The sequence below is a fragment of the Pseudomonas sp. BCA17 genome (assembly GCF_004519405.1).
Lineage (GTDB): Bacteria > Pseudomonadota > Gammaproteobacteria > Pseudomonadales > Pseudomonadaceae > Aquipseudomonas.
Genome location: NZ_SGWI01000001.1, coordinates 287,085 through 309,034 on the forward strand (window position 1 = coordinate 287,085; position 21,950 = coordinate 309,034).

At 60.8% G+C, this 21,950-nt stretch carries 21 protein-coding genes; 15 read left to right on the top strand and 6 right to left on the bottom strand.

The genetic code is table 11. From position 1 onward, the window contains the following. Positions 1-40: 40 nt before the first annotated feature. A complete protein-coding gene (locus EXW71_RS01155) occupies positions 41-304 on the top strand; it encodes a DUF2790 domain-containing protein (RefSeq protein WP_123718388.1) in 264 nt (87 codons plus the stop codon). A gap of 6 nt (positions 305-310) precedes the next feature. Here the strand turns inward: EXW71_RS01155 and xerC are convergent, their stop codons facing one another. Then, a complete protein-coding gene (gene xerC / locus EXW71_RS01160) occupies positions 311-1,225 on the bottom strand; it encodes a tyrosine recombinase XerC (RefSeq protein ID WP_134657251.1) in 915 nt (304 codons plus the stop codon). A gap of 114 nt (positions 1,226-1,339) precedes the next feature. Next, on the bottom strand, positions 1,340-2,155 hold the full coding sequence (locus tag EXW71_RS01165) for a M949_RS01915 family surface polysaccharide biosynthesis protein (RefSeq protein ID WP_134657252.1): 816 nt from the start codon (positions 2,153-2,155) through the stop codon (positions 1,340-1,342). A 448-nt stretch (positions 2,156-2,603) separates the two neighbouring features. On the opposite strand from EXW71_RS01165, the gene arnC reads away from it, so the two are divergent. From arnC to EXW71_RS01225, 12 genes are all read left to right on the top strand, one after another. Continuing rightward, on the top strand, positions 2,604-3,638 hold the full coding sequence (gene arnC / locus EXW71_RS01170) for an undecaprenyl-phosphate 4-deoxy-4-formamido-L-arabinose transferase (RefSeq protein WP_123718391.1): 1,035 nt from the start codon (positions 2,604-2,606) through the stop codon (positions 3,636-3,638). Then, a complete protein-coding gene (gene arnA / locus EXW71_RS01175) occupies positions 3,635-5,626 on the top strand; it encodes a bifunctional UDP-4-amino-4-deoxy-L-arabinose formyltransferase/UDP-glucuronic acid oxidase ArnA (protein ID WP_123718392.1) in 1,992 nt (663 codons plus the stop codon). The genes arnC and arnA overlap by 4 nt, the downstream gene beginning before the upstream one ends. Further along, entirely contained in the window at positions 5,626-6,510 is an 885-nt protein-coding gene (gene arnD / locus EXW71_RS01180) for a 4-deoxy-4-formamido-L-arabinose-phosphoundecaprenol deformylase (RefSeq protein WP_134657253.1), read from the top strand. The genes arnA and arnD overlap by 1 nt, the downstream gene beginning before the upstream one ends. After that, a complete protein-coding gene (gene arnT, locus EXW71_RS01185) occupies positions 6,507-8,162 on the top strand; it encodes a lipid IV(A) 4-amino-4-deoxy-L-arabinosyltransferase (protein WP_134657254.1) in 1,656 nt (551 codons plus the stop codon). The genes arnD and arnT overlap by 4 nt, the downstream gene beginning before the upstream one ends. Beyond that, positions 8,159-8,506 carry a 4-amino-4-deoxy-L-arabinose-phosphoundecaprenol flippase subunit ArnE gene (arnE, locus tag EXW71_RS01190; RefSeq protein WP_123718395.1) on the top strand — a complete coding sequence of 116 codons (348 nt, stop codon included), beginning with the start codon at positions 8,159-8,161 and terminating at the stop codon, positions 8,504-8,506. Before arnT ends, arnE begins: the two co-directional genes overlap by 4 nt. Further along, complete coding sequence (arnF, locus tag EXW71_RS01195) at positions 8,503-8,916, top strand: 4-amino-4-deoxy-L-arabinose-phosphoundecaprenol flippase subunit ArnF (RefSeq protein WP_123718396.1); 414 nt, start codon at positions 8,503-8,505, stop codon at positions 8,914-8,916. The genes arnE and arnF overlap by 4 nt, the downstream gene beginning before the upstream one ends. Next, complete coding sequence (locus tag EXW71_RS01200) at positions 8,913-10,292, top strand: UDP-glucose/GDP-mannose dehydrogenase family protein (protein WP_123718397.1); 1,380 nt, start codon at positions 8,913-8,915, stop codon at positions 10,290-10,292. The genes arnF and EXW71_RS01200 overlap by 4 nt, the downstream gene beginning before the upstream one ends. A 3-nt stretch (positions 10,293-10,295) precedes the next feature. Continuing rightward, the gene (locus tag EXW71_RS01205; RefSeq protein ID WP_134657255.1) at positions 10,296-11,918 is read left to right on the top strand and encodes a glycosyltransferase family 39 protein; all 1,623 of its coding nucleotides are present in this window, start codon (positions 10,296-10,298) and stop codon (positions 11,916-11,918) included. A 311-nt stretch (positions 11,919-12,229) separates the two neighbouring features. Then, on the top strand, positions 12,230-12,418 hold the full coding sequence (locus EXW71_RS01210) for a hypothetical protein (RefSeq protein ID WP_256657084.1): 189 nt from the start codon (positions 12,230-12,232) through the stop codon (positions 12,416-12,418). A 165-nt stretch (positions 12,419-12,583) separates the two neighbouring features. Next, complete coding sequence (locus tag EXW71_RS01215) at positions 12,584-13,294, top strand: HPP family protein (RefSeq protein WP_134657256.1); 711 nt, start codon at positions 12,584-12,586, stop codon at positions 13,292-13,294. Positions 13,295-13,425: 131 nt separating this feature from the next. Continuing rightward, positions 13,426-14,529: an enoyl-CoA hydratase/isomerase family protein gene (locus tag EXW71_RS01220; RefSeq protein WP_134657257.1), complete on the top strand. Its 1,104-nt coding sequence runs from the start codon at positions 13,426-13,428 to the stop codon at positions 14,527-14,529. Between the two features lie 3 nt (positions 14,530-14,532). After that, entirely contained in the window at positions 14,533-15,684 is a 1,152-nt protein-coding gene (locus EXW71_RS01225; protein WP_134657258.1) for an acyl-CoA dehydrogenase family protein, read from the top strand. A gap of 75 nt (positions 15,685-15,759) precedes the next feature. On the opposite strand, the gene EXW71_RS01230 is transcribed toward EXW71_RS01225, so the two are convergent. From EXW71_RS01230 to EXW71_RS01245, 4 genes are read right to left on the bottom strand one after another with little or no spacing between them, the layout of a single operon-like run. After that, entirely contained in the window at positions 15,760-16,533 is a 774-nt protein-coding gene (locus EXW71_RS01230) for an enoyl-CoA hydratase (protein WP_134657259.1), read from the bottom strand. 11 nt (positions 16,534-16,544) lie between these two features. Further along, the gene (locus tag EXW71_RS01235; RefSeq protein ID WP_134657260.1) at positions 16,545-17,672 is read right to left on the bottom strand and encodes an acyl-CoA dehydrogenase; all 1,128 of its coding nucleotides are present in this window, start codon (positions 17,670-17,672) and stop codon (positions 16,545-16,547) included. A 9-nt stretch (positions 17,673-17,681) separates the two neighbouring features. Continuing rightward, the gene (locus tag EXW71_RS01240; protein WP_134657261.1) at positions 17,682-18,872 is read right to left on the bottom strand and encodes an acetyl-CoA C-acyltransferase; all 1,191 of its coding nucleotides are present in this window, start codon (positions 18,870-18,872) and stop codon (positions 17,682-17,684) included. A gap of 11 nt (positions 18,873-18,883) precedes the next feature. Beyond that, positions 18,884-19,651 (bottom strand): SDR family NAD(P)-dependent oxidoreductase, encoded by a 768-nt coding sequence (locus tag EXW71_RS01245; RefSeq protein WP_123718406.1) that lies wholly within the window; start codon positions 19,649-19,651, stop codon positions 18,884-18,886. A 202-nt stretch (positions 19,652-19,853) separates the two neighbouring features. On the opposite strand from EXW71_RS01245, the gene EXW71_RS01250 reads away from it, so the two are divergent. Together EXW71_RS01250 and EXW71_RS01255 are read left to right on the top strand one after the other, a co-directional pair. Next, positions 19,854-20,747 (top strand): bestrophin family protein, encoded by an 894-nt coding sequence (locus tag EXW71_RS01250; RefSeq protein ID WP_134657262.1) that lies wholly within the window; start codon positions 19,854-19,856, stop codon positions 20,745-20,747. A 68-nt stretch (positions 20,748-20,815) separates the two neighbouring features. Beyond that, positions 20,816-21,874 carry a tetratricopeptide repeat protein gene (locus tag EXW71_RS01255; protein WP_134657263.1) on the top strand — a complete coding sequence of 353 codons (1,059 nt, stop codon included), beginning with the start codon at positions 20,816-20,818 and terminating at the stop codon, positions 21,872-21,874. The last annotated feature ends 76 nt before the right edge of the window (positions 21,875-21,950 follow it).

The following is a 21,950-nucleotide window of genomic DNA, read 5'->3' on the forward strand; positions in this document are numbered from 1 at the left end:
CGACCTAGTCAAACCACTCCCGATGGGGTTGGAGGTCGCCATGCGTTACTTGCTGATTGCCGTGCTGAGCCTGTTCAGCACCTTCGCCGCCGCCCAGGGTGAATCCGGCCCGGGCGTCAATACGCCGGTCAACCAGGCCGACGATTATTCGCAGGATCTGGACATCGCCAAGGCCGTGCGCAGCACGCGAGCGGCAGCGACCCCTTGCGGCCCGATCAAGGGGCATGTGGTCTACGTCGATAACCAGGGGGTGCGCCATGAACTGGACTACATTCGCGTCGGTGACGCCTGCCCCCACAGTTGACCCGATCTACAGATCGAAGCGATCCACTGCCCGGCGCCGTTCGTTGTCGTCGCGCATGTCATAACTGGCCGTGGTCTGGATATTGGTGTGGTGCGCCAGTTTCTGTGCAATCGACAGGTCATGCTCTTCAATCACACGGGTAATGAAGGATCGCCTGAAATCATGGGGCATGATCTTCACACCCACCTGCTCGCCCCGCTGGCGCGCGATGTAATAAATCGCATGTTTGGTAATGCGCTCCCGGGTGATATGGCTGCCCCGGCGAATGCGGTTGAACAGAAATGCATCGTCCTCTTCCCCTTCCTTGAGTTGCTCGCGCCGAAACGCCAGCCACGCTTGCAGCTTGGCGAAGGCCCAGTCCGGCGCGTACTTGATGAGTTCTTTATTGCCTTTGCCGGTCACGCGCAAGCTGCGTTCGCCGAAATCAACCTGGGCCAGATCAAGGTTGACCGATTCCGACTTGCGCATGCCTGAGCCATACAGAATGCCGATGACCGCGGCGTCACGCAGGCCCTGGGGGCGAGGGTCGGCGGCGCAGACTTCCATCAGTTCGCGGATCAGCGTACGGCGCAGGTTGCGGCCCTGGCCCAGGCGCGTGCCGGATGCGGCCTTGACCGAGCGCATCTTGAGCAGGTGGTCCTGGCTGATCAAGCTCATGCGCCAGGCTTCGTTCATCACCCCCCGCACTGCATTCACATACAGCGACGAGGTGTTCGGCGCATAGCCGTCCTCGCGCAATGCCGCCACCAGGGCGATCACGTGTTCCGGTTGCAGCAGGTGCCAGTCAATCTCTTCGAGGTTGATGTCTTCGAAGCCGAGACGGTCGGCGGCATCCTGCAGCACGTAACGCATGGTCAATTGGCTGGAGGGGGCCAGGCGGGTGAGGTAGACGGTCAACGGGTTGCGGATAGACTCAGTCAAAGCAGTTTAGCCTTTGAATTAAATACCTCTAGCAACCAATTGATTGATAAAGATATTTAGTGAATTGGCAAGGGCTGAGTCTAACGCAGGATCAGCCCTGGCACAAAATCACCGCTATTGTTCGTCCTCGACCGGGTCCTGGGGTTGGGTCTGTGACTGGCTCCAATCGGCATCTTGGGCCTGCATCAGGGCAAACCAATGCTGGCGCATGAATGCCAGGTAGCTGTCCGGCGCCTTGTCGAAGTCCTTCTCGTCGCTGTAACAGCCCGGCAGCGGCAGTTCGGTGCCCTGCTCCTTGTATTGGCTCACCAGCGCCTGTTGTGCGGCAACGCTGCAATCCTTGGGCAGCGGCATGCCGCGCAGCGCACCGGCCTCCTCGTCCCACCAGCTCGCACCCACGCGATCGACGCCGCGCAAACGGTATTTCCGGGATTTACCCGCATGCATGATCAGCTTGAATTCACGGGGGCTGACATCGCTGGTGCAGGTACGCGAATAGCCCACCGTGGCCTGGGTGACGCCGTCACCCGCAAGGTCGGTGACTTTGGTGGCAGCCATGTCAAACCGCAGCCCGGCATCGAACTCGCAATGCTGTACATCGTCGTAGAGCATCCAGACCCGTTTGGGGTGGCTGCCATCCAGCAAATACTGGGCGGCGTAGACAAAGGCCGACTGAGTACCGTCATCGTCCCGCTCGCTGACCTGTTCGGCGAGTACCAGCAGGTTTTTACCCTGGCGGTCGTCCCAGGTAAAAGCGGCGACCTGTTTGCCACGGACCTCGACGCCTTCCGGCACCTGGTCGATCGTGGTAAGCGTGACGCCGTCGTCGGCGCGCACGGTTGTGACACCGGCCACGCTCATCAATAACCCCATCAACGATCCCATCAAGGCGGGCCGTAACCGGCCGCTAAAGAGCTGCACGCTATTCATCCGAGTACCCTGGCAAGAGATGGCTTACTTTACCGGCACTTGAGGGCCAATGCAGAGAAGATTCTTGAATGTCGGTTAAAATCGCCAAGCGATTGCCTTGGGAACCTATCCCTTGGCCTGTCAGCTACTTAGCTGAACCCTGGCTGTCTATTTGTGAAAAAAACGAGTTTTTCATATGCCTTTCATATTCGTTGAACATTTTTCCGCTTAACCTTGGCGCAGGACTTGAGAAAAAACCGCGTTTTTCCCGACTAACCTGTTGATTCGGCTTTACCTTTCATATATTCCGTCTTTACTCTGCTAGCTCATGGAAGAAACTCGTGCCCGTTTTCAGGAAAGTCAAATGAATGCCGCAATCCCACGCTACGTCTAATCTGCCCGCTGTGCATCAGTCCGGATTACTGCTGTTTTCACGCTCCAATTGCTCTAGCCCCGAGGTCTTGAATCTTTGAAACCCTACCCTATTGATCTCGTGTCGATCGTTATCCCGGTCTACAACGAACAAGACAGCTTGCCTGAATTGCTGCGTCGCACGACGGCCGCTTGCAAGCAACTGGCCTATAAATACGAAATCATCCTGGTGGATGACGGTAGTCGTGACAGTTCGGCCCAATTGCTGGAAGACGCCGCCGCTGAAGACGGCAGCAACGTGGTTGCGGTAATCCTCAACCGTAACTACGGCCAGCACGCGGCGATCATGGCCGGTTTCGAGCAGTGCCGTGGCGATGTGGTGATTACCCTCGACGCCGACCTGCAGAACCCGCCGGAAGAAATCCCGCGCCTGGTAGAGCAGGCCGCCCTCGGCTACGACGTGGTCGCGACCGTGCGCAACAACCGCCAGGACTCGGCCTTCCGCCGCTGGCCTTCGCGCCTGATCAACCTGGCCGTGCAACGCTCCACCGGCGTGGCCATGACCGACTACGGCTGCATGCTGCGTGCCTATCGCCGCACCATCGTCGACGCGATGCTGGCCTGCCGCGAGCGCAGCACCTTCATCCCAATCCTGGCCAACGGCTTTGCCCGCCACACCACGGAAATCCTGGTGCACCACGCCGAGCGTGAGCATGGCGAGTCGAAATACAGCGCCATGCGCTTGATCAGCCTGATGTTCGACCTGCTGACCTGCATGACCACCACGCCGTTGCGCCTGCTGTCCATCGTCGGCTTCAGCCTGGCGGCGCTGGGTATGCTGTTTGCCTTCGCGTTGATCTTCCTGCGCCTGGTGTTCGGTGCCGAATGGGCCGGTTCAGGCATGTTCGTGCTGTTCGCCGTGCTGTTCGTGTTCACCGGTGGTCAATTCATCGGCATGGGCCTCTTGGGCGAATACCTGGGACGCATGTACAGTGACGTCCGTGCCCGCCCACGGTTCTTTATCGAAAAAGTGCTGCGCAACCAACCCGCAGCACCTGCTCCGGTCGTCGTGGTCGACGGCCTGGCAACTTCTCACACTTCCACTTCTCCTTCCGATCAGGTTTCGTCATGAATTCAAAAGCTGTTGTCTTCGCTTACCACGATATTGGCTGTGCAGGCATTGAAGCCCTGCTGACCGCCGGCTATGACATTGCTGCCGTGTTCACCCATGCCGACGACCCCAAGGAAAACAATTTCTACGGTTCCGTCGCCCAGCTCTGCGCACGCAATGGCATTCCGGTACACGCTCCGGAAGACGCCAACCACCCTCTGTGGATCGAGCGCATCGCCAAGCTGAACCCGGACTTCATCTTTTCCTTCTACTACCGCAACCTGCTGAGCGAGCCACTGCTGGCCACCGCCAGCAAAGGCGCGTTCAACCTGCACGGTTCGCTGCTGCCTAAATACCGTGGCCGCGCCCCGGCCAACTGGGTGCTGGTAAACGGCGAAACCGAAACCGGCGTGACCCTGCACCGCATGGTCAAGCGCGCCGATGCCGGCGCGATCCTGGCCCAGCAGAAAGTCGTCATCGACCGCACCGATACAGGCCTGACCCTGCACGCCAAACTGCGTGAAGCGGCCACCAACCTGCTGCGCGACGCCCTGCCACAACTGGCCCAGGGCAAATTGACTGAAACCGCCCAGGACGAAAGCCAGGCCACCTACTTCGGCCGCCGCACCGCTGCCGATGGCAAGCTGGACTGGAAAAAGCCGGCTGAAGAACTGTTCAACCTGGTTCGTGCCGTCACTCAACCTTATCCGGGCGCCTTCTGTGCCGTGGGCGAGCACAAACTGATCGTTTGGCAAGCCGATGTGGTCAAGGGCAATGAAGGCCTGGCGCCAGGCCGTGTGATCAGCGTCAACCCGCTGCGCATCGCCTGTGGTGAAGATTCCCTGGTGGTCAAGTTCGGTCAGCGCAACGAAAACGGCCTGTACCTGGCCGGCCCTTCCCTGGCTGACGAATTGGGCCTGGTGGACGGTTCCGTGCTGCGCGGCGCCGAGTCCGGCCGCAAGCCACGTCGTACCCGCGTACTGATCCTGGGTGTGAACGGTTTCATCGGTAACCACCTGTCCGAGCGCCTGCTGCGTGACGACCGTTACGAAATCTACGGCCTGGACATCGGTTCCGACGCCATCGAGCGCCTGCGCAGCCACCCGAACTTCCACTATGTGGAAGGTGACATCAGCATTCACTCCGAGTGGATCGAATACCACATCAAGAAGTGCGACGTGGTACTGCCGCTGGTGGCCATCGCCACGCCGATCGAATACACCCGCAACCCGCTGCGCGTATTCGAACTGGACTTCGAAGAGAACCTGAAACTGGTTCGCTACTGCGTCAAGTACAACAAGCGCGTGATCTTCCCGTCGACCTCCGAAGTCTATGGCATGTGCCAGGACCAGTACTTCGACGAAGACACCTCGAACCTTGTGGTAGGTCCGGTCAACAAGCAGCGCTGGATCTACTCGGTCTCCAAGCAACTGCTGGACCGCGTGATCTGGGCCTACGGCGACAAAGGCCTGAAGTTCACCCTGTTCCGTCCGTTCAACTGGATGGGCCCGCGCCTGGACCGCCTGGACTCGGCCCGTATCGGCAGCTCCCGTGCCATCACCCAGCTGATCCTGAACCTGGTGGAAGGCACCCCGATCCGTCTGTTCGACGGTGGCGAGCAGAAGCGTTGCTTCACTGACATCGCTGACGGCATCGAAGCCCTGGCACGCATCATTGATAACGAAAATGGTGTCTGCGACGGCCAGATCGTCAACATCGGCAACCCGGAAAACGAAGCCAGCATCCGTCAGTTGGGCGAAGAGCTGCTGCGTCAGTTCGAAGCTCACCCGCTGCGTGGCAACTTCCCCCCGTTCGCCGGTTTCCGCGACGTAGAGAGCAAGGCGTTCTACGGTACCGGTTACCAGGACGTGGCACACCGCAAGCCAAGCATCGAAAACGCCAAGCGCCTGCTGAACTGGGAGCCGACCGTGGAAATGAGCGAAACCATCGGCAACACCCTGGACTTCTTCCTGCGTGAAGCCATGCTCGAAATCGCGGACAAAAAGTAATGCAGGCAGGTCTTCGCATTGACGTCGACACCTACCGCGGCACCCGTGAAGGTGTGCCGCGGTTGCTCAAATCCCTGGATGAAGCCGGGGTAAAAGCGACGTTCTTCTTCAGCGTTGGGCCGGACAACATGGGGCGCCACTTGTGGCGCCTCATCCGTCCGCAATTCCTGTGGAAGATGCTGCGCTCCAATGCTGCCGGGTTGTATGGCTGGGATATCCTGCTCGCCGGCACCGCCTGGCCGGGCAAGCCGATCGGGCGTGACCTGGGGCATCTGATGCGCCAGGCCAAGGCCGCCGGCCATGAAGTCGGCCTGCATGCGTGGGATCACCACGGCTGGCAGGCCAATACCGGGCGTTGGAGCGATGCACAGCTGGTCGAACAGATCCGCCGTGGCGTCGATACCCTGAGCGACATCCTGGGCGAGCGCGTCGATTGTTCAGCGGCTGCCGGCTGGCGTGCCGATGAACGCGTGGTGCAAGCCAAACAAAGCTTCAACTTTCGCTACAACAGCGATTGCCGGGGCACCAGCCTGTTTCGACCGACCTTGGCCGATGGCAGCGCGGGCACCCCACAAATTCCGGTAGACCTGCCGACCTTCGACGAAGTCGTCGGGCCGGTAGTGGCTGCCAAAGATTTCAACAGTTTCATTCTTGACCGGTTTTCCCCGTCGAAACTGAATGTCTACACGATCCATGCAGAGGTAGAAGGGATTCTGATGGCTGATGATTTCCGCCAGTTGCTCGCCCAAGCCGAGCAGCGCGGCATCGACTTCAAACCTCTGGGCGACCTGTTGCCTGCGGATGTGACCACCCTGCCCCAGCAACAACTGGTGCGCGGTGTGTTGAGCGGCCGAGAAGGCTGGCTCGGAGTGCAGCAGGCATGATCCGGCGCTGGGCATTGCCCCTGCTCCTGTTGGCGTTTGGCGTGTTTTACCTGATACCGCTGGCCACCCACGGCCTGTGGATTCCCGATGAAACCCGCTATGCGCAGATCAGCCAGGAAATGCTGCTGACCGGCAAATGGGCCTCGCCGCACTTCATGGGCATTCGCTACTTCGAAAAACCCGCCGCCGGCTACTGGATGATCGCGCTGGGCCAGGCGATTTTCGGACAGAACCTGTTCGGCGTGCGTTTTGCTTCAGCCTTGAGTACCGGGCTGAGCATCCTGCTGGTGTATCTGGTCTCGCGTCGGCTGTGGAACGACCCGCAGAAAAGCCTGGTCAGCACCGTGCTGTACATGAGCTTCGTCAGCGTGGCCCTGCTCGGCGGTTATGCCAACCTGGACCCGCAGTTCACCTTCTGGGTCAACCTGACAGGCGCTGCGCTCTGGTTCTGCTTCGACAGCACCACTCGCGCTGGCCGCATGGGGGCCTGGGCCTTGCTCGGTGTCGCCTGCGGCATGGGCTTCATGACCAAGGGCTTCCTGGCGTGGTTACTGCCGGTGCTGATCGCCCTGCCCTACGCCATTTGGCAGAAACGCATGGGCCAATTGCTGGGTTACGGCGTCGTGGCCGTGGTCGTGGCCATCGTCGTCAGCGTGCCCTGGGCATTGGCCGTGCATCTGCAGGAGCCCGACTACTGGAACTTCTTCTTCTGGCATGAACATATCCAGCGTTTTGCCGGTGAAGATGCGCAACATGCAGAACCGTTCTGGTATTACCTGCCATTGATGGTCGCGTTCTCGCTGCCCTGGATCGCCCTGCTGCCGTCCACGGTCAAACAGGCCTGGGTGGAAAAGCGCCTGCCAAAGACTGCATTCCTGCTGTTGTGGCTGTTGATGCCCCTGGCATTCTTCAGCCTGGCCAAGGGCAAGCTGCCGTCCTACATCATGCCGTGCCTGTTACCGCTGGCGCTGTTGATGGGGTCGACCCTGAGCGACAAACTTGCCGCAGGCAAGGCGCGTGCATTGCGTATCAACGGTGGGTTGAACCTGGTCATCGGCTTCGTGGCCTTGCTGGCGATCAGCTGGTTCCAATTGAAAAAGCCGGTGTATGAACCCGGGCAGGAAACCCTCAGCCTGGTGCTGGTGTTTACCTTCCTGTTCGGTTGGATCGTCGTGAACCTGTTGCAAGCCGTACGGCCTTTGACGCTGTGGGCCGCCCCCGTCGTCGGCAGCTGGCTGCTGGTGGCGCTGGTCCCGGCTGCGTTGCCGCATTCGGTGGTTTATAACAAGACGCCGGACCAGTTCATCATCGATCACCTGCAGGAACTGCAACCGACCACCGCATTGCTGAGCAATGACCTGGGCGCGGCCTCGGCCTTGTCCTGGCGCCTGGCCCGCCCGCAAGTCACCCTCTACAACACGGTAGGTGAAGTGAAATACGGCCTTGCCTACCCGGACACCGCCTACCGCAAGATCGACCCCACCCAAGTCCAGCAATGGATGAGTGATGCGCGCAAGCAAGGCGCCGTGGGCGTGGTAATGCGGGTCAAGGGTGAAGACGAAGTCGCCGAAGTCGAGCTGCTGCCCAAAGACGGCAAGCGCTACGAACAAGGCAATATCATGATCATGATCTTCCCTCAGGTCTCGCAATGATCACACTGCTTCTATTGCTGAGCGCCTGTCTGCTCACCTGCATGGGCCAGGTCTCGCAAAAGTTTGCCGTCGAAAGTTGGCGCGATCTGCCAGAGGGTTGGGCACTGAAACTGCGCTCACCGTGGTTGTGGTCGGCGCTGTTTTGCCTGGGCCTGGGTTTGCTGGTGTGGCTGCTGGTTCTGCAACGCCTGGAAGTCGGTATCGCCTACCCCATGCTCAGCCTGAACTTCGTTCTGGTCACGCTGATGGCTCACTTTGTGTTTCACGAACATATCGATGGCCGTCACTGGCTGGGTGTCGCGCTGGTCATCGCCGGCGTTGTATTGCTGGGGCGCCAGGTATGAGCCAGGCGCGTGGTTTTGCCCTGGCCCTGGGGAGCGTCGGCCTGGTCAGCGCAGCCCAGTTGGGCATGCGCTGGAGCATGACACGCCTGCCGCTGCCCACTGAATGGCTGACGGCCTTCAATCACAACGCTATCGACCTTGGCGCCCTGGGTGTGGTGATCCTGGCGATCATCGCCTACGCGCTATCGATGCTCTGCTGGCTCGGGGCACTCAAAGACCTGCCCTTGGGCCGCGCCTATTCGTTGCTCAGTATCAGTTATGCACTGGTGTACTTATTGGCCGCCAGCCTGCCGGTGTTCAACGAACATTTTTCGCTTTCAAAAACCCTGGGGGTGGCGTTGGTCATCCTCGGTGTACTGGTCATCAACTCTCGTCGTGCTAGCAGCATAAGTCCCAGGAATGCCTCATGAAAATCAGTGTATTTGGTAGTGGTTACGTCGGTCTGGTGCAAGCCACCGTTTTGGCCGAAGTCGGTCACGATGTCATCTGCATGGACGTTGACAAGAGCAAGGTCGAATCGCTCCAGAAAGGCCACGTGACGATCTTTGAACCGGGCCTGGCAGCCATGGTCAAGGAAAACCTGGAAAGCGGCCGCCTGCACTTTACCTATGATGAAAAACTGGCCGTTGAACACGGTGAAGTGCTGTTCATCGCCGTAGGCACGCCTTCGGACGAAGACGGTTCGGCTGACCTGAAATATGTACTGTCGGTAGGCGACGCGGTTTCCCGCCATCGTGTGGAGCCGGTGATCCTGGTGGAGAAGTCGACTGTGCCGGTCGGCACCGGCGACACGCTGCGCGCCCATATCGAGAAGAACCTGCGCATTGCCGGCCGCCACCTGGAGTTCGATATCGTCTCCAACCCGGAATTCCTCAAGGAAGGCTCGGCCGTTGCCGACTGCCGCCGCCCGGACCGCATCATCATTGGCTGCGAACGCGAAGAAGTGCGTGAAGTGATGCGCGACCTGTACGCGCCGTTCAACCGCAACCACGACCGCATCATCTTCATGGACCTGCGCAGCGCCGAACTGACCAAGTACGCCGCCAACTGCATGCTGGCCACCAAGATCAGCTTCATCAACCAGATCGCCGAACTGGCCGAACACCTGGGCGCCGACATCGAAGCGGTGCGTTTGGGGATTGGTGCCGACTCGCGCATTGGTTACCACTTCATCTACCCGGGCTGCGGCTACGGCGGTTCGTGCTTCCCCAAGGATATGCGCGCCCTGATCCACAGCGCCAAGGAAGCCAACTGCTCCAGCGACCTGCTTGAAGCGGTGGAAGCCATCAACCAGCGCCAGAAGAGCAAGCTGTTCGAGCGTATCAACGCTTACTTCAAGGGCGAACTGAAGGGCAAGACCTTCGCGTTGTGGGGCCTGGCGTTCAAGCCCAACACCGATGACATGCGCGATGCTCCAAGCCGCGTACTGATGGAAGCCCTCTGGGCCGCCGGCGCCAATGTGCGAGCATTCGACCCGGAAGCCATGCAGGAAACTCAGCGCATTTATGGCGATGAATCACGCCTGACCCTCCTGGGTACCCCGGAATCCGCCTTGAGCGGCGCCGAGGCCCTGATCGTCTGCACCGAATGGCAGCAGTTCAAGGCGCCGGACTTCGATCTGATCCAGCAGCGCCTGAAAAACCCGGTGATTTTCGACGGTCGCAACCTGTACGACGGTGAGCGCCTGGCCCGCAAAGGCTTCAAATATTTCCCAATGGGCCGGGGTGACTCCTGCGAGTTGCCGATTCCCCAGCAAAACTGGGTCCCACAGGCCAAGGAAGGCTGATACGTGAACAAAGCTCAACCGCCCCTGCTGAATGCAACGATCCGTTACCAGTCGCTGGGGCTTGGGCTCTTGGCACTGGTGCTGTTCCTCGCCGGCAATTGGCACCAGGCGATCATCGGTTTCGACTCGCGCTTTGTAGTGTTTGCCCAGGAAATGCTGCGCCATGGGCCGAGCTTTTTCCCCACGACCTACGGCCAGCCGTATGCCGATTACCTGGCGACCTCGACCCTGCTGACCTGGCTGTTGTCCTTGCCGCTGGGCCAGGTCACCAGCCTCACCGCATGGCTGCCGACGGCCGTTGCCTCGGCATTGATTGTCATCCTGGTGTTTCGCCTGACAGCCCCCTACTCCACGCGATGGGGTGTGCTGAGCATTGCGATGTTGCTGCTCAGCAGCACGTTTATCAGCGAAACCCGTGCGGTCTCCCTGGACCAGATGCTCGCCGCTGTCGCACTGGCGGTGTTCTACCTGGGGTACGCCCATGACCATTTCGGCGCGGCGAAACGCCTGTATTGGGTGTTTCCGCTGCTGATCCTCGGTTTTGCCATTCGCGGGCCGATCGGCCTGGTGATCCCTACCGGCGTGCTGTGCAGCTATTACCTGATCAACCGCCAATGGCGGCAACTGTTCAGCTTTGGCCTGTTCGCACTGGCCCTGCTGGGCGCCTGTGTGGGGCTGTTGTTGCTGCTGGCCAAGCTCAGCGGCGGTGAAGTGTTCATGCAGGACGTCATTCGCATGCAGTTCCTCGGCCGCATGGATGGCACCGAAGGTTCCAGCGGCGTGCTGTATTACTTCACCAGTTCCATGGGCAACTACGCCTTGGCTTACCCGGTAGCGCTGCTGGTGCTGTTGGCCATCGTGGCCGGAGGTCGTCGAGCTCCTGACCCGGCGTTGAAGCTGGTGCTCTACTGCGCGGCGGCAGGTTTGCTGGTAATGCTCGGGCTGTCGGTACCGCAAGCCAAAAAAGCACGTTATATCCTGCCGATGTTGCCGATGGCGGCCATCATCGCCGCGTACCCTTTCCAGGTGACTCAAGGACGACTCTTCGCCGGGTTGCGCGGTTTGATGCTGGGCATCTGGACGCTGTTGCCGGCGCTGTTGGCCATCGGCCTGGTGGTTGCACGCAAACGTTACCCGGCGGAGCTGGACAGCCTGGGCCCGATCTTCACAGTACTGGGTGTGCTCCAGGTGTTGGCACTGGTGACGTTGGCCAAGGCTCACCTGCGTCCGTTCGGTCCGGCGCTGGCTGCGGTGCTGGCCATTTGGACGACCTACATTGTGGTGGTCGAGCCATTGGAGCGTTCGCTCTATGACACTCGCAGCTTCACCCTTGCGGCCAAAGCCCGGATCCTGGAGCAACCGGCTCCGCTGGTATTGCATGGCTTGGGTAAAGACGCCAAGGCCATCAAGTTCATGGTCAACTTTGATTGTGACAAGGTGCCGTTGTTTACCCAGCTGCCTGCGGAACTGGCATTGATCCAGGCACCCGCCTGGTTAGTGATGAGCCAGGCGGACTTCGAAAGCTTGACGGAACCACGCCTGCGCTCGATCACGCCGACCTTCATTGGGGCATTCGACAAGAACCCCTATGTGCTGCTGCATCTGGCAAAAACGTCGTCGCCTTGATGACGTTTCCAAAGGTCCCGTAAGAAACAACGCCCACTCCCTGAGGAGTGGGCGTTTTTCATTATGCCCACCAAGAAAACACCTACGGTGCTTTGCGTAACGGCCGGGGCACTGTCCCTTCCGGCGGCTGGGTCCCAAATGTAGACTCGCTTGCCAGGTGCATAACTATCTACTACCCCGCCATCCCGGCATACGGGTCTAAACGCCCGGTATAACAACAAGGACGCTGTAGGCCACTCGACACACAGTGGCGTACTCAATGAGAGGGCAATGCCGTGCGAGAGGATCTATTGCATATACCGGTACCGAGGCTGGACCGGCTGATGGGGCTACGTGATGCGCTGGTGGCGTTGAAAGGGCCGTTGGCCGACGACCCGGTGCTGCGGGAGGACCTGCAAAAGCGCTTGTTCAACGAAGAAGCTTACCGCCGCGTGTTGGGCGGCACCGGTACCCCGGCCGGGTACAAAGCGCCCTCAATCCGTTACGATGAGGTGCTTTGACTGCATTAATTTTGCACTCAACCCTCATCAATATGCATTGGCGACATTGTATCAAGGCAGGCAGACTGCACAGGTTCCTCCCCCACGTTCTGGAACGTTCCGAAGGCTTTTCCTGAAAACCAGGCAGGCCTTTTTTTTCGCCCGCTGTTTATGGACCCATTTTAAATGCTCGCTCGCTGGTTACCCGCTGCAATCAATACCCGACCCGCTGAATGGAGTCGCGCCGCTATCGGCATGGCCCTGGGCACGCTGCTCAGTGTATGGATGTGCGCCCAGGTGTTTGGCATGGACGTCGCCTTGCATCTGCTGGGGCCGCTGGGCGCCTCCGCCGTGCTGTTGTTTGCCGTATCGTCGGGGGCGCTGGCCCAGCCATGGTCAATCATCGGCAGTTACCTGTGTGCCGCTGTCGTAGCGCTACTGGTGGCCCGCGTATTGGGGCGTACGTTGGGCAGTGCCTGCCTCGCGGCGGGCATGACCGTTGTGCTGATCTGCTGGCTGCGCTGCCTGCACCCACCCGCCGGCGGCCTGGCGATGACGCTGGTACTGGCTGACCCGGCCTCCATCGCCCTCGGCTGGCAGGAACTGGGCCCCGTCATGCTCGGCGCGGGCGCGCTGCTGGCGTGCGCACTGGCCTACAACAATGCCACCCGTACGCGTTATCCCAAAGGGTTGGCCGAGTCGCCCATAGCGGTGGCGAGCAGCGCTGCCCAAGTGATCGACCCCATGATCAGCGCGGCAGACCTGAAGCTCGCCCTGGCCGAAATGGAGCAGTTTTACGACGTTGAACCCACTGAGCTTGAACAACTGATTCACGCGGCCCAGAGCCATGCACGACGGCGCAGTATCGGCGAAGTCCTCGCCAATCGCCCGGGGTGATCGCTGCTGCATAAATGCAAAAACGACCTGCAGGATTCCGGGTTGTACTGGGCAAATTTGCACTGGTACGATCACGAGATGGTTCGCCCGCGAATATCTTGATAAAGAACAATAAAAGCAGGGAGTTAGAGATGACTGCTCAGGTTTCATCCGAAGCATGCAGCGCTGATAGTCTTCAGGAAGAGGTAGTGATCGAGGTCCGCAACCACATTGGTCACCTCACCCTCAATCGCCCCGAAGGCTTGAATGCCATTACCCTGAACATGGTGCGGCGCCTGACGTCGCAATTGCAGGCATGGGCCGATGACCCGCAGGTATTCGCCGTGGTACTGCGCGGTGCCGGCGATAAAGCTTTCTGCGCCGGGGGCGACATCCGCTCCCTGTATGACAGCTTCAAGAGCGGCGACACCCTGCACGAAGACTTCTTCGTCGAGGAATACGCCCTCGACCTGGCTATCCACCGCTACCGCAAACCCGTGCTCGCGCTTATGGACGGCTACGTCCTGGGCGGCGGCATGGGCCTGGTGCAAGGCGCAGATCTGCGCGTAGTCACCGAACGCAGCCGCCTGGCGATGCCCGAGGTGGCCATCGGTTACTTCCCGGACGTGGGTGGCAGCTATTTCCTGTCGCGTATTCCCGGTGAACTGGGGATTTACCTCGGCGTCACCGGGATCCAGATCCGCGCAGCCGACGCCCTGTATTGCGGCTTGGCCGACTGGCACCTCGACAGCGCCAGGCTGGCCGAACTGGACCAGCAGCTCGATAACCTGAAATGGCACGACTCCCCGCTCAAGGATCTGCAAGGCGTACTTGCCAAGCTCGCGGTACAGCAATTGCCCGATCCGCCACTGGCGGCCTTGCGCCCCGCCATCGACCATTTTTTCGCATTGCCGGACATACCCAGCATTGTCGAGCAACTGCAAGCCGTGACCGTCGCCGATAGCCACGAGTGGGCGCTGACCACCGCCAACCTGATGCAAACCCGTTCGCCACTGGCGATGGCCGTCACCCTGCAAATGCTGCGCCGTGGTCGTCATCTGCCGCTGGAACAGTGCTTTGCACTGGAGTTGCACCTGGATCGACAGTGGTTCGAACGAGGCGATCTGATCGAAGGCGTGCGCGCCCTGATCATCGACAAAGACAAGGCCCCTCGCTGGAACCCTGCGACACTCCACGACCTGGACAGCCGCCACGTCGAGAGCTTTTTCCACCACTTCATGCAAGTTGCGAGATAAGCCATGCAAGATCTTGAATACACTGAAGAACAAGTGATGATCCGCGACATGGCCCGCGACTTCGCCCGTGGTGAAATCGCCCCGCATGCCCAGGCATGGGAGAAAGCCGGCTGGATCGACGACACGCTGGTGGCGAAGATGGGCGAATTGGGCCTGCTGGGCATGGTGGTCCCCGAAGAATGGGGCGGCACCTATGTCGACTACGTCGCTTATGCCCTGGCGGTCGAGGAAATCTCCGCCGGCGATGGCGCCACGGGCGCACTGATGAGTATCCATAATTCAGTGGGTTGCGGGCCAATCCTCAACTTCGGCACACAAGCACAGAAACAGACATGGCTGCCTGCCCTTGCCAGCGGCCAGGCGATTGGTTGCTTCTGCCTGACCGAGCCGCAGGCCGGTTCCGAAGCCCATAACCTGCGCACCCGTGCTGAATTGCGCGACGGTCAGTGGGTGATCACCGGCGCCAAGCAGTTTGTCAGCAATGGCAAGCGCGCCCAGTTGGCCATTGTCTTTGCAGTGACCGACCCGGACCTGGGCAAGAAAGGTATTTCGGCGTTCCTGGTGCCCACCGATACGCCCGGCTTTGTCGTCGATCGCACCGAGCACAAAATGGGCATTCGCGCCTCGGACACCTGTGCCGTGACGCTCAACCAGTGCACCGTGCCCGAGGCCAACCTGCTGGGTGAGCGCGGCAAGGGCCTGGCCATTGCCCTGTCCAATCTCGAAGGCGGCCGTATCGGTATTGCCGCCCAAGCCCTGGGTATCGCCCGTGCCGCGTTTGAGGCGGCGCTGGCCTATGCCCGTGATCGTGTGCAATTCAACAAAGCGATCATCGAACACCAGAGCGTGGCCAACCTGCTGGCCGATATGCAGACCCAACTCAATGCCGCTCGCTTGCTGATCCTGCACGCCGCACGCCTGCGCAGTGCCGGCAGGCCCTGTCTGTCGGAAGCCTCGCAAGCCAAGCTGTTTGCCTCGGAAATGGCGGAAAAGGTCTGCTCCTCGGCGATGCAGATACACGGCGGGTATGGCTATCTTGAAGATTACCCGGTGGAGCGTTACTACCGGGATGCGCGGATCACGCAGATTTATGAAGGCACCAGCGAGATTCAGCGCATGGTGATTGCACGGGAACTGAAGAACTACCTGCTCTAACCAACACGCACAAAATAATGGGAGCGGGCTTGCCCGCTCCCTCACTCCGCTTGGGTTTCCTCAGGGAAAACCGTATTACTTGTCCTTGAACTCAGGCGCACGCTTGCCCACAAACGCGGCCATGCCTTCCTTCTGATCCTGCGTTGCGAACGCCGCATGGAAGACGCGACGCTCGAAGCGCACGCCTTCGGACAGGCTCACTTCAAACGCACGGTTCACACTTTCCTTGACCATCATGCTGATCGGCACCGATTTGCCGGCAATCAGCGCCGCTACTTTCAGTGCTTCTTCCAACAGCTCATCGGCCGGCACCACACGCGCCACGATCCCGCAACGCTCCGCTTCGACGGCATCGATGAAACGTCCGGTCAGGCACATTTCCATGGCCTTGGCCTTACCCACCGCACGGGTCAGGCGCTGAGTGCCGCCCATGCCGGGCAGCACGCCGAGGTTGATTTCCGGTTGGCCGAACTTGGCGCCGTCACCGGCGAGGATAAAGTCGCACATCAACGCCAGCTCGCAGCCACCGCCGAGGGCGAAGCCGTTAACCGCGGCGATGATCGGCTTGCGGCGGTTGGCCACGCGGTCGCTGTCGCTGAACAGGTCGTCCAGGTAGATCTGCGGGTAGGTCAGCTCGGCCATTTCCTTGATATCGGCACCGGCGGCAAAGGCTTTTTTCGAACCGGTCAACACGATGCAACCAATGTTCGGGTCGGCTTCCAGGCCATCCAGCGCCTGGTTCAATTCGCGGACCAGCTGCGCGTTCAAGGCGTTCAGGGCTTGCGGGCGATTGAGGGTAATCAGCCCGACGCGGCCCTGGGTTTCGAGCAAGAGGGTTTCGTAACTCATGTATCGGCTCCTTAAAGATTGCGTGAGATGACCATGCGTTGAATATCGCTGGTGCCTTCGTAGATCTGGCAGACCCGCACATCGCGGTAGATCCGCTCCAGGGGGAAGTCGCTCAGGTAACCGTAACCGCCCAAGGTTTGCAAGGCGGCCGAGCAGACTTTTTCGGCCATTTCCGAGGCAAACAGCTTGGCCATGGAAGCTTCCACCAACGCCGGCTTGCCACTGTCGCGCAGGGCGGCGGCGTAATGCACCATCTGCCGGGCCACAGCGATTTGCGTGGCCATGTCGGCCAGACGGAACGCCACGGCCTGATGCTCAATCAGCGCTTTGCCAAAGCTTTCGCGTTCACGCGCATAGTCGCGTGCCGCTTCAAACGCAGCGCGGGCCATGCCCACCGATTGCGAGGCGATGCCCACGCGGCCACCTTCGAGGTTGGCCAGGGCGATCTTGTAGCCTTCGCCCTCCTCGCCCAGACGGTTGCCCACCGGAACCTTCACGTCTTCGAACAGGATCTGGCAGGTGTCGGAGGCGTGCTGGCCGAGTTTGTCTTCGACCCGCGCGACCGTGTAGCCCGGTGAATCGGTCGGCACGATGAATGCGCTGATCCCGCGCTTACCGGCGGCCGGGTCGGTGACCGCAAACACGATCACGATGCCGGCGTTCTGCCCGGAGGTAATGAACTGTTTGCAGCCGTTGAGCACGTAATGATCGCCTTCAAGGCGCGCGCGAGTTTTCAGGCTGCTGGCGTCGGAGCCGGCCTGGGGTTCGGTCAATGCGAAGGCGCCGAGCATGGCGCCGCTGGCCAGCGGCTTGAGGAATTGCTCTTTCTGCTGGTCGTTGCCGAACGTGAGAATCGGCACGCAGCCCACCGAGTTGTGCACGCTCATGATGGTCGAGCAGGCACCGTCACCGGCGGCGATTTCTTCCAGGGCCATCGCATAAGCGAGGTAGCCCGTGTCGCAACCGCCCCACTGCTCCGGCACCAGCATGCCGAAAAACCCCAGCTCGGCCATTTCGCCGATGGCCTGCTTGGGAAAACGGTGCTCGCGGTCCCACTCGGCGGCGAAGGGTTTCAAGCGTTCCTGGGCAAATTGCCGGGCCGCGTCGCTGATTTGTACGTGTTCTTCATTGGGCAGCATAGAGCGTCCTCAAACCAGGCATTCGATGGCCATGGCCGTGGCTTCACCACCGCCGATACAGATGGCGGCAACACCACGCTTGAGCCCGTTCTGGCGCAGGGCCGAGAGCAGGGTCACCAGGATCCGCGCGCCGGACGCGCCGATCGGGTGCCCCAGGGCGCAGGCGCCGCCGTGGATGTTGACCTTGCTGTGGGGGATTTCCAGCTGACTCATGGTGACCAGGCTGACCACCGCAAAGGCTTCGTTGATCTCGAACAGGTCGACATCCGCCAGGTTCCAACCGGTCTTGCTCATCAGCTTGCGAATAGCCCCCACCGGCGCCACTGGAAACAATCCCGGCTCATCGGCAAACGCCGCATGCCCATGAATCACGGCCAGCGGCTTGAGGCCACGCTTGTGGGCTTCGGACTGACGCATCAGCAGCAAGGCTGCCGCGCCATCGGAAATCGAACTGGAGTTGGCTGCCGTGACCGTGCCGCCCTCGCGGAACGCCGGTTTCAGGCTGGAGATCTTGTCCAGCTTGGCTTTGGGCGGTTGTTCGTCATGCAGGATGGTTTTCTGTTCTTTGCCCACGGTGACCTGCACCGGGACGATCTCGGCGGCGAAGTTACCACGGGTGATCGCTTCCTGGGCACGGGTCAGCGAGGCGATGGCAAAGGCATCCTGGGTTTCCCGGGTAAAACCGTTGTGCTCGGCGCAGTCCTCGGCAAAGGTGCCCATCAGACGGCCTTTGTCATACGCGTCTTCCAGGCCATCGAGGAACATGTGGTCGAGCACCTTGCCGTGCCCCATGCGGTAGCCACTGCGCGCACGGTCCAGCAGGTAGGGCGCGTTGGACATGCTTTCCATGCCGCCGGCGATTACTACATCGACGCTGCCGGCCACCAGCGAATCGTGGGCGAGAATGGTTGCTTCCATGCCCGAACCGCACATTTTGTTGAGGGTGGTGCAGCGGGTGGCCTTGTCCAACCCGGCCCCCAGCGCGGCCTGGCGCGCGGGTGCCTGGCCGAGACCGGCCGGCAGCACGCAGCCGAACAGCACTTCATCCACTGCATCGCTGGCAATCCCGGCACGCTCGACGGCGGCTCGAATTGCGGCGCTGCCCAGTTGCGGCGCGGTCAGGCCTTTGAGGTCGCCCTGGAAACCGCCCATGGGCGTACGCACGGCACTGACAATGACAATGACAATCGGATCAGTCATGGGAATACTCCTTACTTGGCAGCCATGCGCAAGGCACCGTCGAGACGGATCACCTCGCCGTTGAGCATGCTGTTTTCAATGATGTGACGTACCAGGGCCGCGTATTCGGCCGGTTTGCCCAGGCGCGGCGGGAATGGCACGCCGGCGGCCAGGGAATCGCGGACTTCCGGGGTCATGCCGGCCATCATGGGGGTTTCGAAAATGCCCGGGGCAATGGTCATGACCCGAATGCCGAAGCGTGCCAACTCGCGGGCGGCAGGCAAGGTCAGGCTGGCGATGGCGCCTTTGGAGGCAGAATACGCCGCCTGGCCGATCTGCCCGTCAAAGGCGGCCACCGAGGCCGTGTTGATGATCACCCCGCGCTCACCCTCGGCATTCGCCTCGGTTTCAGCCATGGCCGCAGCAGCCAGGCGCAGCAGGTTGAAGCTGCCGATCAGGTTGACGTTGATCACCTGGGCAAAACTGGCCAACCCATGGGGGCCGTTCTTGCCGAGGATCTTCTCGCCGCGAACCACGCCGGCGCAGTTCACCAGCCCATGCAACTGGCCAAACGCTGCGACGGCAGCCTGCACGGCGGATTGAGCAGCGTCTTCCTGGCTGATATCCGCCACGGCGCAACGGGCGTTATCCCCCAGTTGTCGGGCCTTGGCGGCGACTGCATCGGCGTTCAGGTCGACCAGCATCACCTTGGCGCCGGCCGCGACCAGCATCTCAGCGGTGGCCGCACCGAGTCCCGAGGCGCCGCCACTGACCAGGAATACCTTGTTTTCAATCTGCATTATTGCTTCCTTAAAGTGGATCAAGCGACCCCGGAATAGTCACTCCAGAGCCGCACAGCAGCAATGGTCAAAGCCATCAACCTAGCTGACTGGTTTGGCCAATGATTGATCCCGCTGATCGACCGGTCGGCCCAAGTGATTGGACGTCTTTGCGCGCGGCTTCTAACCTGAGGGCCTGCGCCACCGAAGAAGTCTTGCCGCGATGATCGTGCGTTCCAAACCCAATCTGCTGGGTATCCTGTTTTCCCTCAAAGGCTCAATTGCCAAGCGCATTGCTCTGCGCAGCCTGCTGGTGACCCTGCTGGCCTCCATGATCGTGCTGGTGGAAACCCTGCACCCCGCGTACTTCTCCAAGGTCAATGCCACGCCCTTCACGCTGCTGGGGCTATCGCTGTCGATCTTCATGAGCTTTCGCAACAACGCCTGCTATGACCGTTGGTGGGAGGGCCGCAAGCAGCTTGGGCAAATGATCATTGAGGTGCGCTCGCTGATCCGCGAAACCCAGGTGCTGGGTGACAGGCCGGAGCGGGCCGACCTCTTGCGTGGCGTGTGTGGTTTTGCCCATGGGCTTGTGGCGCGTTTGCGTCGTGAAGATGAAGCCCAGGCGATACAGCCCTGGATGCGTGTGGACGCCAACCACCCCAACGCTCCCGACAGCGTGCTGCAAAGCCTCGGCTCAGGTTTTTCCGAGCTGGCCCGGCGTGGCGTGATCAGCGACTGGCGCTACACCCAGTTGGAGACACGCCTGGTCGGGTTGAGCCAGGTCCAGGCATCCTGCGAGCGGATCAAACACACGCCGCTGCCCTTCCCTTACACGCTGCTGTTGCACCGCACCATCTACCTCTTCTGCATTCTGCTGCCGTTCGCCATGGCCGAACCGCTGGGATGGCTCACGCCGGTGTTCACTGCCATCGTCAGCTACACCTTCTTCGGCCTCGATGAAATCGGTGACGACCTCGAAGATCCTTTTGGCTTCGACGAAAACGACCTGCCGTGCAATGCGCTCGTACGCACCCTGGAGCGCGAGATCCTTGCCGCGCTGGGCGAAACCGACTTACCGCCGGCCCTGGAGCCGGTTGACTATGTGTTGAGCTGATGCGGGTTTGACACCCGCCTTGGTCTGACCGAAGCTGATGGCTTTGCAATAGCTGCCCGGACGCCTGCATGTCAAAGTCACGCCGTTACTCCATCGTCGGCCTGTGCGCCCTGTTGTTGATTGTGTCGATCACCTGGCATTTCTCCCGCACCACTCAGGTCGCCGTGCCGCCTGCGATTGCCCATGGCTATGGCAAAGCGCTGAAACAGGCGCACAACGGTGAACCCGGGGCCGCGCGCGTGTTGTACCAACAACTGGGGCGACCCGACCTCTCACCCGAACGCCGTGCCGCCCTGCACGTCGAACTGCCCAATTACCCCAGCCCCCAGGCGCTGAAGCTCGCCGACAAGGACCTGGCCAATGAATCGCCCCTGGTACGCGAAGCGGCGATTCACAGCATCGTCGGTCTGGTGCCCACCGGCCAGCGCACATTGCTGCTGGGCCCGGTACTCGAAGACCCGGAACAGAGCGTACGTTTTGCCGCCGCGAACGCCTTGCTCGGCCTGTCGCCGGACACCCTGGGCCTCTACTTCGGCCCACTACAGCAAGTACTCGACGAATTCGTGAAACACCTCAAGGCCCAGCCCGAAACGGCCGAAGCCTGGATTCAACTGGCGCGCCTGTACATCCACAGCGCCCTGCTGCCGGAAGCGCAGAATGCCCTGGAACAGGCCATGCGCCTGCAGCCGGACAATCTGCAAGCCGTGGTGGCGCAGATCGAGTTGCTGGACAAGCAAGGCAAAACCGATGAGTCCCGCCAGTTGCTGGCGCGACAATTGGCCGAGCACCCGGAGTCAGCCTACTTGCAACACGCCCTGGGCATGTGGCTGCTGCACCATGGTGAGCGCCCTTATGCCCTACTCGGCTTATCCAAGGCGGTGGAGCTGGAACCGGACAATCAGGATTACCGCTACGACCTGGCCACCACCCTGCACGCCCAGGAGGAACTGGAGGCGGCCCAGCGACAGTTGGAGGAGATCATTCAGCGCCACCCCGCCAACCGTAAGGCGCGGGTGTTGCTGGTCAATTACTGGAAGGAAAGTGGCCAGTTGCAAAACGTCCAGGTGCTGCTGGCACAGCTCGAACAGCAGAACCCGGACGATCCGGCGCTACAGCAAGGCCTCTGACCTGGCAACAAAAATGTGTAAAAACAGCGACTACGTCCACAAATACTTCAAACCGTTGAACCGCCACAGGCCCGCG

Excerpts from the sequence above, each read along its gene's own strand:
- EXW71_RS01155 (WP_123718388.1), top strand. The coding sequence starts at position 41 with ATGCGTTACTTGCTGATTGCCGTGCTGAGCCTGTTCAGCACCTTCGCC.
- EXW71_RS01165 (WP_134657252.1), bottom strand. The coding sequence starts at position 2,155 with ATGAATAGCGTGCAGCTCTTTAGCGGCCGGTTACGGCCCGCCTTGATG.
- arnA (WP_123718392.1), top strand. The coding sequence starts at position 3,635 with ATGAATTCAAAAGCTGTTGTCTTCGCTTACCACGATATTGGCTGTGCA.
- arnD (WP_134657253.1), top strand. The coding sequence starts at position 5,626 with ATGCAGGCAGGTCTTCGCATTGACGTCGACACCTACCGCGGCACCCGT.
- arnT (WP_134657254.1), top strand. The coding sequence starts at position 6,507 with ATGATCCGGCGCTGGGCATTGCCCCTGCTCCTGTTGGCGTTTGGCGTG.
- arnE (WP_123718395.1), top strand. The coding sequence starts at position 8,159 with ATGATCACACTGCTTCTATTGCTGAGCGCCTGTCTGCTCACCTGCATG.
- arnF (WP_123718396.1), top strand. The coding sequence starts at position 8,503 with ATGAGCCAGGCGCGTGGTTTTGCCCTGGCCCTGGGGAGCGTCGGCCTG.
- EXW71_RS01200 (WP_123718397.1), top strand. The coding sequence starts at position 8,913 with ATGAAAATCAGTGTATTTGGTAGTGGTTACGTCGGTCTGGTGCAAGCC.
- EXW71_RS01215 (WP_134657256.1), top strand. The coding sequence starts at position 12,584 with ATGCTCGCTCGCTGGTTACCCGCTGCAATCAATACCCGACCCGCTGAA.
- EXW71_RS01220 (WP_134657257.1), top strand. The coding sequence starts at position 13,426 with ATGACTGCTCAGGTTTCATCCGAAGCATGCAGCGCTGATAGTCTTCAG.
- EXW71_RS01225 (WP_134657258.1), top strand. The coding sequence starts at position 14,533 with ATGCAAGATCTTGAATACACTGAAGAACAAGTGATGATCCGCGACATG.
- EXW71_RS01230 (WP_134657259.1), bottom strand. The coding sequence starts at position 16,533 with ATGAGTTACGAAACCCTCTTGCTCGAAACCCAGGGCCGCGTCGGGCTG.
- EXW71_RS01235 (WP_134657260.1), bottom strand. The coding sequence starts at position 17,672 with ATGCTGCCCAATGAAGAACACGTACAAATCAGCGACGCGGCCCGGCAA.
- EXW71_RS01240 (WP_134657261.1), bottom strand. The coding sequence starts at position 18,872 with ATGACTGATCCGATTGTCATTGTCATTGTCAGTGCCGTGCGTACGCCC.
- EXW71_RS01245 (WP_123718406.1), bottom strand. The coding sequence starts at position 19,651 with ATGCAGATTGAAAACAAGGTATTCCTGGTCAGTGGCGGCGCCTCGGGA.
- EXW71_RS01250 (WP_134657262.1), top strand. The coding sequence starts at position 19,854 with ATGATCGTGCGTTCCAAACCCAATCTGCTGGGTATCCTGTTTTCCCTC.
- EXW71_RS01255 (WP_134657263.1), top strand. The coding sequence starts at position 20,816 with ATGTCAAAGTCACGCCGTTACTCCATCGTCGGCCTGTGCGCCCTGTTG.